This window comes from Pelobium manganitolerans, assembly GCF_003609575.1.
Taxonomy (GTDB): domain Bacteria; phylum Bacteroidota; class Bacteroidia; order Sphingobacteriales; family Sphingobacteriaceae; genus Pseudopedobacter; species Pseudopedobacter manganitolerans.
Genome location: NZ_MBTA01000030.1, coordinates 105,273 through 121,482 on the forward strand (window position 1 = coordinate 105,273; position 16,210 = coordinate 121,482).

14 protein-coding genes are annotated in these 16,210 nt (G+C 41.3%); all 14 read left to right on the top strand.

What is annotated here, in order from left to right:
- Window positions 1-13: 13 nt before the first annotated feature.
- From BCY91_RS16930 to BCY91_RS16995, 14 genes are read left to right on the top strand one after another with little or no spacing between them, the layout of a single operon-like run.
- Window positions 14-808: a glycosyltransferase gene (locus tag BCY91_RS16930; RefSeq protein WP_120183235.1), complete on the top strand. Its 795-nt coding sequence runs from the start codon at window positions 14-16 to the stop codon at window positions 806-808.
- Window positions 805-1,551 carry an FkbM family methyltransferase gene (locus tag BCY91_RS16935; protein ID WP_120183236.1) on the top strand — a complete coding sequence of 249 codons (747 nt, stop codon included), beginning with the start codon at window positions 805-807 and terminating at the stop codon, window positions 1,549-1,551. The genes BCY91_RS16930 and BCY91_RS16935 overlap by 4 nt, the downstream gene beginning before the upstream one ends.
- Window positions 1,517-2,491, top strand: a complete 975-nt coding sequence (locus BCY91_RS16940; protein ID WP_120183237.1) for a glycosyltransferase family 2 protein — start codon at window positions 1,517-1,519, stop codon at window positions 2,489-2,491. The genes BCY91_RS16935 and BCY91_RS16940 overlap by 35 nt, the downstream gene beginning before the upstream one ends.
- Window positions 2,492-3,451, top strand: a complete 960-nt coding sequence (locus BCY91_RS16945; protein WP_120183238.1) for a glycosyltransferase family 2 protein — start codon at window positions 2,492-2,494, stop codon at window positions 3,449-3,451.
- Window positions 3,452-3,468: 17 nt separating this feature from the next.
- Entirely contained in the window at window positions 3,469-5,742 is a 2,274-nt protein-coding gene (locus BCY91_RS16950) for a glycosyltransferase (protein WP_120183239.1), read from the top strand.
- A complete protein-coding gene (locus BCY91_RS16955; protein WP_120183240.1) occupies window positions 5,718-6,959 on the top strand; it encodes a glycosyltransferase family 4 protein in 1,242 nt (413 codons plus the stop codon). The genes BCY91_RS16950 and BCY91_RS16955 overlap by 25 nt, the downstream gene beginning before the upstream one ends.
- Before the next feature lie 49 nt (window positions 6,960-7,008).
- The gene (locus BCY91_RS16960) at window positions 7,009-8,187 is read left to right on the top strand and encodes a glycosyltransferase family protein (RefSeq protein ID WP_120183241.1); all 1,179 of its coding nucleotides are present in this window, start codon (window positions 7,009-7,011) and stop codon (window positions 8,185-8,187) included.
- Window positions 8,160-9,446, top strand: coding sequence for a glycosyltransferase family protein (locus BCY91_RS16965; protein WP_120183242.1), 1,287 nt, complete (start codon window positions 8,160-8,162; stop codon window positions 9,444-9,446). The genes BCY91_RS16960 and BCY91_RS16965 overlap by 28 nt, the downstream gene beginning before the upstream one ends.
- On the top strand, window positions 9,447-10,334 hold the full coding sequence (locus BCY91_RS16970; protein ID WP_120183243.1) for an FkbM family methyltransferase: 888 nt from the start codon (window positions 9,447-9,449) through the stop codon (window positions 10,332-10,334).
- Between the two features lie 10 nt (window positions 10,335-10,344).
- On the top strand, window positions 10,345-11,502 hold the full coding sequence (locus BCY91_RS16975) for a glycosyltransferase family 4 protein (protein WP_245989236.1): 1,158 nt from the start codon (window positions 10,345-10,347) through the stop codon (window positions 11,500-11,502).
- On the top strand, window positions 11,499-12,467 hold the full coding sequence (locus BCY91_RS16980; protein ID WP_182995421.1) for a glycosyltransferase family 2 protein: 969 nt from the start codon (window positions 11,499-11,501) through the stop codon (window positions 12,465-12,467). The genes BCY91_RS16975 and BCY91_RS16980 overlap by 4 nt, the downstream gene beginning before the upstream one ends.
- The gene (locus tag BCY91_RS16985) at window positions 12,431-13,555 is read left to right on the top strand and encodes an acyltransferase family protein (RefSeq protein ID WP_147387962.1); all 1,125 of its coding nucleotides are present in this window, start codon (window positions 12,431-12,433) and stop codon (window positions 13,553-13,555) included. The genes BCY91_RS16980 and BCY91_RS16985 overlap by 37 nt, the downstream gene beginning before the upstream one ends.
- Before the next feature lie 11 nt (window positions 13,556-13,566).
- Window positions 13,567-14,964 carry a hypothetical protein gene (locus BCY91_RS16990; protein ID WP_120183247.1) on the top strand — a complete coding sequence of 466 codons (1,398 nt, stop codon included), beginning with the start codon at window positions 13,567-13,569 and terminating at the stop codon, window positions 14,962-14,964.
- Complete coding sequence (locus tag BCY91_RS16995; RefSeq protein WP_120183248.1) at window positions 14,964-16,199, top strand: XrtY-associated glycosyltransferase XYAG1; 1,236 nt, start codon at window positions 14,964-14,966, stop codon at window positions 16,197-16,199. The genes BCY91_RS16990 and BCY91_RS16995 overlap by 1 nt, the downstream gene beginning before the upstream one ends.
- Window positions 16,200-16,210: the final 11 nt, after the last annotated feature.

The following is a 16,210-nucleotide window of genomic DNA, read 5'->3' on the forward strand; positions in this document are numbered from 1 at the left end:
TTATAAAGAAATTATGAGTAAACCCCTCGTTCAATCCCTTTGGGTGGGCAATCGTCTTTCTAAGGTGGAGCAATTATCCATCAAATCTTTTTTAGACCACGGTCACGAGTACCATCTCTATGTTTATGACGCTATCGAGAACGTGCCAAAAGGAACCGTGTTGTGCGAGGCGGATGAAGTCATACCTCAGCACAAAGTTTTTCAGGTTAAAACAGGTTGGGGAAAAGGTTCTTTCGCGGCATTTGCCGATTTGTTTCGGTTTAAGTTGTTGCTTGAGAAAGGAGGTTGGTGGTTTGATACAGACATCATATGTTTAAAATCCCTAGCGGATATCCAACACTCATTGTTGATTGCAACATCTTATGAGGGTGAATGGGGCATTTGTGCCAATAATTGCGTGATGAGAGGTTTAGCGGGCGACCCACTTTTTCAGCGTTTGTACGACAGGGCTAATGTTGCCGACGTGGATAACATTGAATTTGGGCACACTGGAGTTCATTTATTGCAGGGTGTTGCTCGCGAAATGCAACTGGAAAAAGCGTTTGCGCCATTTACATATTTTAATCCAATCTCTTGGCGTGATGTAGGGCACTATATATTAGGAAAAGCCACTTATAAACAAGCGTTTAAAGAAGCCTTACGTCCTTATTTTAAGCCTAAAACCATGCAAGGTAAGGTCATGGGTAACGATTCATACACGGTTCATTTTTGGAATGAAGTGTGGCGTCAAAATAACTGGGACAAAGATGGAGATTACCCGAACAATTCACTTTTTGAGAAACTAAAACGTAAGCACAACATCATATGAAACATTTTTTTAGATGTTTTTTTTCGAGTATAAAAAATTTTGAGAATAGATTTTGGCTGCCTAAAGACGGGAATTTAACGGAAACGTTAGATGACCTCAGTAAACGTAAACCTGGAATCTCTATATTACAACTTGGCGCAAATGACGGGGTTAACAACGACCCCTACTTTGACTTAATTAAGAAATACAATTGGCATGGAATATTGGTGGAGCCCCAACCAAATGTTTTTAAAAGGCTGCTAGCTAATTATGAGAATCGAAATCACCACTTAAATTTTGCAAATTACGCTGTTTCTGATAAAAAGGGTGTTAAAACGATGTTTTATCTCGATGTTCCTAACCAAACTTGGGCAGACGGTCTTACATCTTTTAGCAAAAGCAATATTTTGGCACACATCGACAATGGTTATATAGAACAACAATTGAGCGAAAGCGGTTTCCATTTTAATAAGGAGGAGCAATTAAAGCTTATAAAGGAGATTCAGATTGAGTGTAAGACGGTAGAAGATATCATGAAAGACAATGGTTTACAGCAGGTTGATATCATTGCGATGGATCTGGAAGGGTACGATCATGTTATCGTAAACAATTTGAATTTGAACAGGCTGACTCCCGAAATTGTTGTGTACGAGTCTAAGTATGTAGATTTTGAACTTTATAAACGAGCAGTTAAACATCTAAGAAAATACAATTACACCGTTTATAAGGATGGACAAGATATTTTTGCAATCCGAAATGGCTAATCCTTTAGTGTCTATCTGTATGCCTGCTTATAACGCGGCTTTGTATATTGATGATGCGATTAATTCGGTTCTTGCGCAATCCTACCAAAACTTTGAATTAATTATTGTAAACGACGGCTCTACGGACGAAACGGCCGCGCACACAACGCGATTTAAAGACAAGCGGATCAAAACTTTCATTACAGAGAATCGGGGGCAATGTGCTGCAGCTAACTTCGCTTTTTCTAAGTCGTCGGGCAGGTTTATAAAATTCATGGATGCCGATGATTTAATTTCACCCGGATTCATTCAAGCACAGGTTGAACTGATTTCGGATAACGATAATTTTATTGCATCTGCCAAATGGGGACGATTTTATCATAATGATATTAAAACCTTTAAGCTAAACCCTGAATCGGTTTGGCGAGACATGAAACCTATAGATTGGTTAGTGGAATCATTAGCTGAAGGGCCAAACATGATGCAGTGCGCTTTATGGCTCATTCCAAGGCCTGTTTTGCAAAACTCTGGTCTGTGGGACGAAAGTCTTTCACTGATAAATGACTTTGAATTTTTTATAAGAGTGCTATTGTGTGCTGAGAAGATAAAGTTTGCCGAGAATGCAATATTATATTATCGATCGGGAATGAACGATTCCTTGTCGAAGCAAAAAAGTAAGAAAGCTTTATATTCGGGTTATCATTCTACACGTAGAGGTTGCGAGCACTTACTGAACTATGAAAACTCCGAGCGAACAAGGAGGATTTGCGCCGATTTATATAAGGTATGGCATTTCGAGTGTTATCCAGTCTTAAGAGAGGAGAGTTTGACGCTATTGCAACTTTCAGAAGCGTTGGGCGGATCCAGGCGAAAGTTTGAATGTGGAGGATTCACCAAATTATTGAACTTTTTTATCGGCTGGAAATGGACCAAACGTTTAAAACATTTTGCCAGTCGTTAAATGAACGAAGTATTACTTTCCATTTGCATCCCTCTTTATAAAAGTATTTTTCTGAAAGATACTTTGCAAAGCATTGCCGAACAATCTTGCGATCAGCTCGAAGTTATCATCGTAAACGACGGCGATAATTGGGATTACGGCGGTGTTATTTCTGCCTTTCCCGATTTAAATATTAGCTATCTGCGACAAAAAAATGCCGGGGCGGGAGCAGCGAGGAATTTGGCCTTTAAGAATGCGAAAGGAAAGTACATCAAATTTTTGGATGCCGATGATTTGCTAGGTTCGGGACATTTGCAGGCGCAATTGCTACAAGCAGCACATTTCCCCCACGCTATGATTTCAGGTAGATGGGGAAGGTTTTTTGACAATAGCCCGGCGACCTTTGTATTGGAGAATGAATCGATATACAAAAACTGCAAGGGCGTGGACTGGATTGTGGAATCTTGGCAAAGCGGGCCGAACATGACACAGCCGGGGATTTTCTTAATCCCGCGCCAGCTCATAGCTGAAAATGGCTTATGGCACGAGGAATTATCACGAGGGCCTTGTGATGATTTGGAATTTTTTACGCGCCTAATGGTGAATTCTGAGATCGTTTTTTGCGGGCAGGCTATCTTGATGTACCGCTCAGGCAACGATGCAAGCCTCTCGGGCAATAAAAGCAAAGAAAGCTTTTTGTATTATTTTAAAACGTTGAAAATGGCGGTAGCTCATCTGTTGAAATTTCGCGAAGATACCCAGGCAAAAAAAGCTTGTGCTACTCAGTTCAAAATTTTGGGATTTAAGGCATATCCTTATGATAGAGAGATCAGTGAGAATGCTTTCAAAGAAGCGAAAATGTTAGGCGGGAGCGATTATCGCTTTCCCGCAGGAGGCTTTACCAAAATTTTAAATAATTTTATAGGTTGGAAAAACACGATTTGGATTAAAGGACTGGTTGGATTCAGAAAATTCAACTAAAAACTCCAGCTTGCTAAATGGATCAAAAAAAAACCATCCTCCTCATTACCACTACGCACCTCGCCAAAAATCCGCGCTTGGTGAAGGAGATTGATGCCCTGCACCAGCAATACAGACTAATCGTCGTTTTTTTTGCGCTACTTCCGCAGTATCAGATCTTCGATCAGGAGATTATTGCCCGCTATCCAAACGTGGATTTCCGCAGACTCAATTGGTTAAAGAAGTACTACCCCTGCCGTTTTTTTTATACCTCTTTGCAGAAGCTTTTAATGCTTCTCTGGAAATTAAGCGGAAAAATGGTGTGGGTAGAGCAACTCTTTTTTCCCGGCTTTAGCTATCTAAAAAGAAAATGTAGGGGCATTGATGCCGATGTAATCCACGGACATAATCCGGGAAGCTGGGGCGTGGCGGTTCAATTGGCTAAGCAGAAAAAAATTCCATCCAGCTTTGATATTGAGGATTTTCACAGTGGCGAGTACGAGGCCGAGGATCCCAAAAAAAGCCTTCTGGAAGCTATTGAAGATAAATATTATCTACAAACAAATCATTTAACTGCGGCCAGTCCGCTGATTGCTGAAGCTTATCACCGTAAGTACCCAGAAAAGAAAGCCAGCGTAATCAATAACGTTTTTCCGAAAGAACAATTCCGTCATCGGGAGACATTCAATCAGAAAATGCCTTTAAAGCTCGTCTGGTTTTCGCAGATGATTGGCCCGGATAGGGGATTAAAGGAAATTGTGGAGGCGCTCAATCTACTCGATTTTAAAGTCAGCCTGTCCTTGTACGGCGAATACGAGGAGAGCTACCGAACGGAAATTACGCAACAGCTCCGTGAAAGCCATCAGATCAATTTTCTGGGTTTGCTGGGCAACAACGAGCTGAACAATGCTTTAAGCACCTATGATGTGGGCATTGCGTCCGAAATGGGCCATACGCCTAACCGCGACTTCTGCCTGACCAATAAAATTTTCGCTTATGTGCAGGCAGGATTGAGCGTGCTGGCGTCTGATACCGCGGCACAGGTTGCTTTTCTAAAACAATTTCCAGGCGTAGGTAATTTGTACCACCGTAAAAGTCCACAAGAAATTGCGAGTATATTGACAAACCTCCATCACCAGCGCGATAGCTTGCATCAGCAGCAAGCGGCGGCCTACCAATTGGGCCAAAGCGAACTGTGCTGGGAGGCAGAATCTGTTCATCTGTTACATTACTTCGAGCGGCTTTTTACTGATGAAAAGAATAACAGCATCTTAAACATAGCCATCACGGTGGATCCGGAAATTCCCGTGCCACCAACACTTTACGGCGGTATTGAGCGAATCGTTTACCTGTTGGTGGAGGAACTGTGTAAAAGAGGCCACCAAGTCACCTTATTTGCGCATCCCAAATCAGAAACATCAGCTAAACTAGTTCCTTGGCGTGGCAAAAGAAGTCCGTCATTGTTTGATACTATCCAAAACAGCCATAAATTATGGTCGCACTATCAGATGGACCGTTATGACGTGGTGCATAGCTTTAGTAGGCTGGCTTACCTAAGTCCCTTGTTAAACAGAAATGTGGCCAAAGTGATGAGCTACCAAAGAGAGCCTACGCTTTCCCAAGTTAAAAAAGCGCAGCTGCTGGCAAAAGTAGAGAGCTTGTCTTTCACCGGATGCAGTAACTATATCGCTAATCAGTTAAAGGGCGTGGCTTCGGTTTCCACTGTTTACAATGGAATCGAATTGGAAAAATACCAGTTCCGGCAGAGCGTAGCAGATGATGCACCATTGATTTTTTTAGGAAGGCTAGAAAAAATTAAGGGAGCGCATTTGGCGATTGCATTGGCTAAACAAAGCAATAGAAAACTCGTTATCGCGGGAAATATTTCCAAGGCCGGCCAAAAATATTTTGATGATGAGATTTTACCGCAGCTTAATGAAAACATCAAATATGTTGGGGCCATTAACGATGAGCAGAAGAATGATCTATTGGGAAATGCCTGTGCTTTATTGATGCCGATTTTGTGGGACGAGCCTTTCGGGATTGTGATGATTGAAGCCATGGCCTGCGGCACGCCCGTGGTCGGCTTTCCGAAAGGTGCAGTAAAGGAAGTGGTGTTGCACGGACACAACGGTTATTTAGCAAAAGATATGGAAGGATTAGTCGATGGTATTCAGAAAATCCACGAAATTGACAGGGCAGTGGTGCGTAATCATGTGGCTAAGCACTTCTCTTCGGAGATCATTGTAGATCAGTATCTATCGGTTTATAATAATACCATTGCAGCATGTCGGGGCAAAAGAAAGGAATAGTCAGCAACCCCAATCTGGCACCTTATATTAAGGAAAGCGTTTTAGCCTATCAAGAGGCGGAGATGCTCGGCAGATTTTTTACCACTTTTTGTCTAACGCAAGGTTGGATGAAAAGGATTAGCTTTCTTCCGGATGGGATTCGTTCTTTTTTATTTCGCCGAGCTTTTCCACCATTGGATCCACAGCTTTTAAGAAGTAATGCCTTGATGGAAATCTTGCGGATATTGGCTAACAGGTTCGGCGGAGCCAATTTAGCCGACGAAATTTGGGAATGGTCAGAAACTGGTTTTGACAAACGAGTGGCTAAAAACTTACATCCCAAGCACCTGTTTTTTCATGGTTACGAACATGCTTGTTTAGCTTCTTTGCAACAAGCAAAAAAAATGGGCATAGTTTCTTTTTACGAACAGCCTAGTCAGCACCACGCTTTTTTTACCAAAATTGTGGAAGAACAGCTTCTTAAATATCCAAACCTAAAAAATGAGGCCATTGCTTTACTGAATGATGAGAAGGCAGAAAGGCGGAATCGACGAAGAGATGAGGAGTTGGAATTAGCGGATTACATCATCTGTAATTCCTCATTTACCAAAAAAACCTTATTAAGCGCAGGAATTAGTCCCAAAAAATTGATCGTCATCCCTTACGGTTATCCAACTGTTAGACCCATCCCGAACAAAGATTCCGAAATCGTTAACTTTATTTATGCCGGAAATTTAAGCTTGAGAAAGGGTGTACATATTCTATTGCAGGCCTGGCGACAGTTACCGGCAGATTTACCCGCCTGCTTAACTTTGATGGGCAGTAGTCAGTTACCAGAAAATTTAACAGCTGAACTTCCCGAAAACGTAAAATGGATACCCAATTTGCCCTACGAGCAAGCGCAGGAAAAAATCGCGCAAAGCGATGTGCTGGTATTGCCTACTTTGGCCGATGGCTTTGGGATGGTCATCTCTGAAAGCATGGCAATGGGTGTCCCCGTATTAACAACAACATCTTCCGCTGGTCCCGATTTGATAGACAATTATGTAGATGGGATATGCATTGCGCCAGATGACAAAAACGCTTTAACGGAAGCCTTGACTTGGTGTGTGGCTAATCGGAAAAAGTGCAAAATAATGGGTCAAAGAGCGCAGGAAAAGGCAAAAGCCTATCCTTGGTCGGCCTATAGGGAAAGGCTTATTGAAGAAGTGAAAGCGAGGATAGGAAATGGGCGCTAAAAAAAGGATTTGTCTAATTACACCCGGGCATTTATGCAATTGTCCGAGATTGCTCAAAGAAGCGGATGCTTTGTATAGGGCGGGTTACGAAGTGCATATTGTTGCAACCTCTTATCAAGCTTTTCTAAAAAAATCAGATGAAATAATCATCAATAGCCATCCCGAATGGTATATCCATACCAAATATTGGGGGCAGAACAGCAGAGGTATGGGATACGAGGGATATTTGTATGGTTTATTAAAAGCAATTAATCGGGCTTTTGCTTTCCGAAGCTTTTATCCTGTATTGCTAAACCGACATTTTCATTGGCAATTAAAGCAAGCGATTGCCGTTGAGGCAGATTTGTATATCGCTCATAGCGCGGCCAGCATTGCCGTTGCGGCTAAAGCTGCCGAAGCGCATCAAAGCCTTTTCGCTTTTGATGCGGAGGATTTCCATAGCGGTGAGGATTTAAGTGCCGAAATATTGGCTTGGGTAAATGAGGTGCAGCAGCAATATCTGCGCAAAGCAGTTTATCTAACCGTGGCCAGCCCCTTAATTGCTGAAGCTTATCAGCATGATTTGGGTCGGAAAGACATTGTGTCCATTCTCAATGTTTTCCCAAAAAACGATGAGACTTTCCGAACCAAAAAACAAAGCGAAGCCTTAAAGCTTTTTTGGTTTTCCCAAAATATCGGAAAAGGCAGGGGGCTCGAATGGGTTTTGGAAGCACTGCAGGGTAAAAGCTCGGGCGAAGTAGAGTTGCATCTTTTGGGAAATCTGCGAAGCGCGGAAGCCCTTTATTTTGAGAAGCTAATCAGCAAATACCAATTGGCCAAAGGGATGGTTTGTTTCCACGAGGCTTTGCCCGAGCATGAGCTTTTAAATTTGGCAAAAACTTTTGATGTTGGTTTAAGCTTAGAAATAGGCAAGCCATTAAATAGGGAACTATGCCTTAACAATAAAATTTTTGTTTATTTACAGGCTGGTTTAGGCATAATTGCCACGGATACGAGGGCGCAAAACGCATTTTTTGAGGATAAGAAAGACGGGGTAGCTATTTTGTCCTTAGCTCAACCCGAACAACTGGGCTCCATACTTCTTCAATTAATTGCTGAACCCGAAAAAGTAGAAGCTATGCGTTCTTTTAACCATGAATTGGCGAAAAGAACCTATAACTGGGAAAAAGAGCAGGTAAAATTGATTAACATTGTGGCTAAATGTCTCCAAGAAAAATCATTATCGTAGCGCCCCATTTTCCGCCCTCCAATTTAGCAGGGGTGCATAGAAGCAGGTTGTTTGCGCAACATTTGCCCGCTTTTGGCTGGGAGCCGATTGTGGTGACCGTGCACGAGAGATTTTATGAGGAGGCTTTGGATAGGGATTTGGAAAAGCTTTTGCCCGAGAACCTACGGGTGGAGAAAGTGAATGCTTTGCCCACGAAACCGGTCAAAACCGTTGGCGATATCGGTGTCCGAGGTTTTTTGCCACTGTTCAAACGGATACTGAAAATTGTCGAGGCGGAAAATCCAGCTTTTCTTTATATTCCCATTCCCAGTAATTTTGCCGCTTTACTAGGACCGCTCATCCACCAAAAAACAGGCATTCCCTACGGGATTGATTATATAGACCCATGGGTTCATGTTTGGCCAGGCTCCGATAGGCGTTTTAGCAAAGCTTGGATTGCGCGAAAGCTTGCCGAATGGCTGGAGCCTTATGCGGTAAAAAATGCCAGTTTAATTACAGGCGTAGCGCCCGGTTATTATGAGGATGTACTGAAAAGAAACCCGCATCTACGACGCAAAGCCATTACCGTAGCCATGCCTTATGGTGGTGAGCAACGCGACCATGACTGGGTAAAGAAGCTAAATATCCAGCCCTTTCTGTTTGTAAAAAAGGAGGGCGTTTTAGATTTCGTATATGCCGGAGCCATGTTGCCTAAGGCTTTTAAACCCTTGGAAGAAATAATGAAAGCGATCAAAGCAAATCCCGATTTGATGCAATATTGCCGCATCCATTTTATCGGTTCGGGTACTTCGCCCAATGATCCACAGGGATTTAATATCAAAACATTGGCCCAAGAATACGGCCTTTGGAACAAGGTTTTCTTCGAGTACCCTAAACGCATTCCTTACTTGGCGGTAATTACACATTTGAATGCTGCTGATGGCACCTTTATTTTAGGCAGTACGGAAGCGCATTATACGCCCTCTAAAGTTTACCAATCGGTGTTGAGCGGTAAACCAGTATTCGCAGTTTTACACCAGGAAAGTTCGGCCTGTGCGGTTATTCAAGAAACAAAAGCCGGGACGGTATTGTCTTTTAATGGTGAAAGAGATATTCAAAAAATTCATGATAATTTTCCGGAGACATGGCGCACACATTTACAGTTTATGAGCACATTTAATGCAAAGGATGTAAATATGGATGAATTTGATAAATATTCGGCTAAAAGTGTGACTAAAATACTTGCGGAAGCTTTAGATCAGATTGAATTAAAACGCTAAATGATGTTAGAAGCACTTAAAAGGACATTTACTTTTATACATCAGCATCCATTTGCCAATCGGCATTTGTTTAGGGCTTACACTAAATTTTTTAAGTGGCAGTTCCAAAGCGTTTTTAATAAAAAGTTCATAGTAAAGCCATTTGTCGGCGACGTAAGATTTTGGGCAAAAAAAGGGTTAACAGGGATTACCGGAAATATTTATTGCGGCTTGCATGAGTTTGAGGATATGGGCTTTTTGCTCCATTTTCTTCGCCCAGAAGATGCCTTTTATGATATTGGCGCAAATGTGGGTTCTTATACTTTACTTGCCTCCGGTGTGGTAGGATGTGAGACTTTAGCGTTTGAACCTTCACAGATTAGTTACGATGTTTTAAAAAAGAACATTGCCTTAAACCAGATAGAATTACGCGTAAAAGCTTATAATTTTGCATTAGGAGCGAAAACTGGCTTCCTAAATTTTACGGAATATGAGGGCACAAGCAATCGTGTGGTAGCCGCTAATGCTGACATTCCTTTTAAAAAGGTTGAAGTGAAAAAATTGGATGATTTTGCTGAGGCATCACCTAGGTTTTTAAAGATTGATGTAGAAGGGTTTGAAACCGCTGTTTTGGACGGCGCATCAGAAATGTTAAAGAAGGAAAATTTAAAAGCTATAGCCATTGAGCTAAATGGAAGCGGTAATCGTTATGGGTTTAATGAGCAAGATATTCATGCCGGATTAACCGCTTTAGGCTTTAAACCTTATAAATACGAGCCCTACAGTCGGACTTTACATTTATTGCCTATTTTTACAGAATATGACACTCTTTACATCAGAGATTTACCTTTTGTTAATGACCGGTTAAAAACCGCAAAGGCATTCAAGCTTTGGAATCAGTATATTTAATTTTGGCGTTTTGAACTTAGCCATTGTCAGCACCCACCCGATTCAATATTATGCGCCGCTATTCCAGCTTTTGGCAAAAGAAGCTGATGTAAATTTGAAGGTGTTTTATACCTGGGGCGAGTCGGTTTTACACGACAAATTTGATCCGGATTTCGGCAAACATATCGAATGGGACATTCCCCTTTTAAACGGATATAATTATCATTTTACGAAAAACACTTCAAAAGAGCCGGGTTCACATCATTTTAAAGGGATTGTAACACCAAACTTAATTGCGGAAGTGCAGGATTTCGCGCCAGATGCAATTTTGATTTACGGCTATGCTTATCAAGGTCATCTGAAACTGATGCGCTATTTCAGGGGTAAAATTCCGATCTGGTTCCGAGGCGATTCGACTTTGTTGGATGCAGATTTGGGCTGGAGAAAGTATTTGAAAAGGCTTTATCTTACTTGGGTGTATAGTCATATTGACAAGGCTTTATATGTTGGCACAAACAATCGTCGTTATTTTGAGAAATTCGGTGTGCCAGCCATTAAATTGCATTTTGTGCCGCACAGTATCGATAACGAACGCTTCGCGGAAGATAGGCAAAAAGAAGCATCCCAATTGCGGGAGCGATTAGGTATTAGCGCATCAGAAATTTTGGTTTTATTTGCCGGGAAGTTGGAGGAGAAAAAAAATCCTTTTCTATTACTGAATTTTGCAAAAGGTTTGGGCAGAACGGATGTCCATTTTTTATTCGTTGGCAATGGGGAACTGGAGCAGGGGCTGAAAGCTGATGCTTCGACTGCGCTCAGCATAGCGAATCAAATACATTTCTTAGATTTTCAGAATCAAAGCTATATGCCGGTACTTTATCAAGCCTGCGATGTGTTTTGTTTACCCTCCAAAGGTCCCGGTGAAACTTGGGGCTTGGCTGTAAATGAAGCAATGGCAGCTGGCAAAGCAGTTATTGTCTCGGACAAAGTAGGTTGCGCGGTGGATTTGATTGAAAACGGAGAAAATGGTTTTATTTTTAGGTCTGAAAACGTGGACGATTTCACTGATAAATTCCGTAAACTGTTAAATAAAGAGCCGTTGAAAAGGATGGGCGAACAATCGGCGGAGGTTATCAAAAATTGGTCTTTACAAAAACAGCTGGCGCAATTAAAAGCCTTATGGAGATGAAGCCTGCCATATCGGTCATTCTGCCCGTATACAATGGCGGATATTTGCTCGTGGCTTCCGTTCAGTCTGTTTTACAACAGGATATTGGGAATTTCGAGTTTTTGATTTGCGATGATTGCTCGACTGATGAAAGTTTAAATCTGCTTCGGAAGGTTTGTGATGGAGTACCACAAGTTAAAATTTTGCAAAACGACAGCAATCAAGGATTATTTAAAACCCTAAATCGTTTGATGCACGAAAGTTCCGCACCGCTGATTCATCTGTGGTCACAAGACGATATTATGAAAAGTCATTGTCTGCGTAGTACGATTGCTTTTCACGATGAGCATCCCAGCGCTGGGATGAGCTATTCCCTGAGGGATTTGATAGATGAAAACGATATTCTGATCAGTTCGGCACCCCAAGATGGTACACCGGAAATCATCAACAAATCGCTATACGCAAAAATCTCTGCTTATTGGGGCTGTATGCCGGGCAATATCGCCAATGTGGCCATCACACGCTTTGCATTTGAAAAAATCGGAGAATTTAATACCGCGATGAAAGTAAGTGGCGATTTTGAATATTGGACCCGAATTGCGCAACATTACGACATCGGTTTTAATAAAGATCCCAATATTTTTTTAAGGGTTCACAAAGGGCAGTTGAGTCAGCAATCTAACAGCGTTGCCCACAGGATTATGGAAGATATAACGATTATGCAGACCTTATTGTCAATGGCAAGTGAAAAGGACCTTCCACGATTAAATTTAAGTTGGCGATGGAAAACACAGACCAGTTATTTCAATGAGCTAATTTATTTGATGCGGAAGCGCGAATGGGCTTTGGCCCGCAAAAGCTACCGTGCCATCCGCAATATCAGTTCTCCTTTGCCGCTCTCTTTAAGATGGTTTGTTGTTAAAATGATGAGATTGGCTGGTTGCGAATTTTGGTTTTACAAAAAGGTCATCAAAACGCTTATCTGATGCTCGGAAAAAAGCCTACCCACCGCCGGATGCGTTTTCTGGACAGCCTTAGAGGTTTGGCAGCCTTGGTAGTGGTTTTCCATCATTTCATGGTTTTTAACTCTGGAAAGTTGGAACAGAGCCTCTCCGCGAAAGCGATGAGAATCCTCCATTTTATTTCTGATTTGAATGTGGAAGCCGTTTTGTTTTTCTTCGTGCTTTCCGGCTTCAGTATCGGTTTATCGCAGCGCGGTAAACTATTGCGACACCGCGTAGCAATCAAACGCTATCTCTACAAACGGTTTAGGCGCATCATGCCAATTTATCTGATGGCATTAGCATTGGCGGCTTTTGTTGGTTTTTTAGCACAGGCTTTATTCAAAGAAAGCTACAGCTTTAGCAACCTCGTCGGAAATCTGCTTTTTTTGCAGACCCCAGCCGGAGCGACCGATTTTTGGTTTAGCCCTTACGGTCAAAACGGCCCTTTGTGGTCTTTGGCTTTTGAAATGTTCTTCTACCTGTTTTTTCCACTGTTCTCTATGCTGCTTTTGAAAATCAGGGTGCCTAAACTTGCCGTTTATCTCTTCTTGCTATTGACAAGTGTGGCTTGCATCGCTTTTAACAAATACCTTGTTTTTATTCCTCCGCTAGCATTCCTGTCATTTTTTTTGGTTTGGTGGGCAGGTTTCCAAATCGCGGGCGAATATCTACAAAGAAGAGCAAATTTTTTGATTTGGATAACTGTATTTGTCGTCTGTACAAGTTTATTGACGGTATCACAGCTAGTCCCTTCAACGGCGCTCTTAGAAATCCTTAAAACCTTGTTGATCGCCTCTGTTTTGTATTTCTTATTATTCCTTGATTTAAGTTGGGTATCCGCTTTTAAGTGGCGGGCAAAGAAACTTGTCAATTCCATTCTTGGTCCGGTAGGTGACGGTAGCTACGCCCTATATGCTTTGCATTATCCTATCTTTATACTGATGCAATATTTTGAGGTTGATTGGATACACCAGATAATTTTTATTTTTGCGCTTATCATTTGTTGTGTCTTTTTAGAAAGGTGGATTTCTAAAAAGCGATTCAAGTTGAGCACTATAGGTAGCTCCTAAATCAGAGAGGATTGGATAAATTTAAATCAGCAGGGAAAGAAGGCGTATTTATTTTTGTAATTGGGGTAATTTATGCCATCCTAAGCAAAAATACCTTGCTTACCATCAGTGCAATTCTTGTTCCTTTTATTTTAATGAAACTGGTATGGCGGAAAGGTGATTCCCCGATACTATTTATGGCGTTATTGTTACAATGGACTTCAGTTAGTGTCAAAGTTTTTTACGCCAACTATACAGGAGAAGATTTTATTGATGTCCACGCTTATCCTGATGAAATATATAATGCTTTTTATCTCGGGCAAATTGGTTTGATTGCCGTTGCGTTTGGAATTAATTTAGCTTTACGAGGGTTAAAAATTGAGGATAAAGACAATTTCCATTTTGAAAAGGACGATTATAATTTTAACCGATTAACACAGGTTTATTTAATATGTTCAATTGCCTACCCAATTTTGTTCGCTCTGTCATTTACTTTGGGCGGTTTACAACAACCATTAAGTAAATTAATCGAATTCAAATGGGCAGTGTTTTTTCTCTTCATGCTCTACTCTTTAAAAACGGGTCAGTATAAAATTTTTATAATCATTGCTTGTTATGAGGTCATTCTAAGCTTTACAGGTTACTTTTCGACCTTTAAAGACTATTTTTTGGCTTTGTTTATTGGGATGTTGATGGTTTTTGGAAAGCGGTTTAAACCAAAACACGTTTTTCCCACCTTATTGATCATCGCCTTAGGGACTTATTTTTTAATGATTTGGCAGTATGTTAAGCCAGAGTACCGAAAGTTCTTATCCGCGGGCGAAGAAGCTCAGATCTCCGTCCGTACAACCGGTGAGTCATTAACAAAGTTGTTTGAGTTAGTGTCCGAAGCAGCTCCAGATGCAATTCAAAAAGGCTTTGAATATACAGTCGATAGACTAGAATACATCGATTTTCTATCTGCGGCAATTTCACAAGTACCCGCGGTTATACCACATACCCATGGGGATTTATGGAGCGGTGCTTTTGGACGCATTTTTAAACCTCGATTGCTCTTTCCAAATAAAAAAGCTATTGATGATTCGGAAAAAGCTTCGCTATATACAGGTCAAGAATTTTATGGTGCGGATAGAGGGACTTCGGTAAGCTTAGGTTATTTTGCAGAGAGTTATGTAGATTTTGGAATGGTGGGCATGCACATTTCTTTATTGATTTACGGATTTATTTTGGGCAGTATCTATAGATATGTTATTCACAGCGCGCCTAATCATATCATCGGTACAGCTTTAGTATTCCCCATGTTCTTCATTATCTTCAATTTTGAAACCGCTTTAGATAAAGTGGTGGGTGCAATATTTATGTATCTCATCATTTACTTTATCGTAAATAAATTCTTTTTAAAGTGGTTTTTAAACTACGTTAAAAATTAATGAAAATCCTCCATATCAATGCTTCCTACAAACCCGCTTTTATTTATGGCGGGCCTACCGTATCCGTGGCTAAACTGTGCGAAGAATTACAAGCGCTTGATAAGGCTGAAGGCTCAGAGTTTAAGGCGGAACGCTTAAGGCTTAAGGCTAAAGACGAGAATGTTGAATCTGACGCTAACATACGAGACATTCAAGTTGTTGTGTACACCACCTTGGCCAATGGCAAAGAGGAGTTACCATATAAAAACGGGGAGCTAAAGCTGGTGAACGGCGTTCCGGTTCATTACTTTAAACGCATCACTAAAGATCATAGCCACCTTTCGCCCGGTTTGTTGCGACATTTGTGGAAAACTGTTGATGATTTTGATCTTGTCCACATCCACGCCTGGTGGAATTTAGTGTCAGTTGGAGCAGCCTTGATCTGCACATTGAAAGACAAAAAGTTTATCTTATCTCCTAGAGGAACATTGAGCAGTTATAGTTTTCATAACCGTAAATCGCTGTTTAAACGACTCTTCCATTTCGTCTTTGGAAAACCTTTGTTAAAAAAAGCATTATTCCAAGTGAGCAGTGGAAAGGAGAAAAGAGACGTCGGGCAAATCTTGGGAACGGAAGCGAAATGCCACGTAATCCCAAATTTTGTAGAATTAAAAGGCGCTTGGGAGATTAAGCGTAAGAAAGGGAAGGATAATGCTGTTGCGCAGCTGCTGTTTTTTTCGCGCATCGAACAAAAAAAAGGTTTAGAGTTCCTGCTCGAAGCATGCGCACATTTGAAAATTCCTTATCACCTAAGCATAGCAGGGACAGGCGAGGTAGATTATGTGTCGTCCTTAAAAGTCTTAGCGACGCATTTGGAGCTAGATAGGCAAATAACATGGTTGGGTCAGGTTGCTACGGAAGATAAGTTTAAAATACTTGCAGCATATGATCTGCTGGTGCTGCCATCGTACGACGAAAATTTTGCAAATGTGGTGATCGAAAGTTTGGCTGTTGGCACTCCTGTGCTCATTAGCCCCAAGGTTGGCTTGGCAGATTATGTGATGGAAAAAAAACTGGGCTGGGTGGTGAAACAGGATAAACTATTAATAAATGAGAAAATAGAAGACATTTTTAAAAATTCTCATATATCTTCGGCCGTAGGTGAGTATGGGATGAATACCATAAGGAAAGATTATAGTGAGGAAACGCTGAAGAAAAACTATTTAGATTTTTATGGATCTATTTTGCAAAAATAGATAGCTTTACG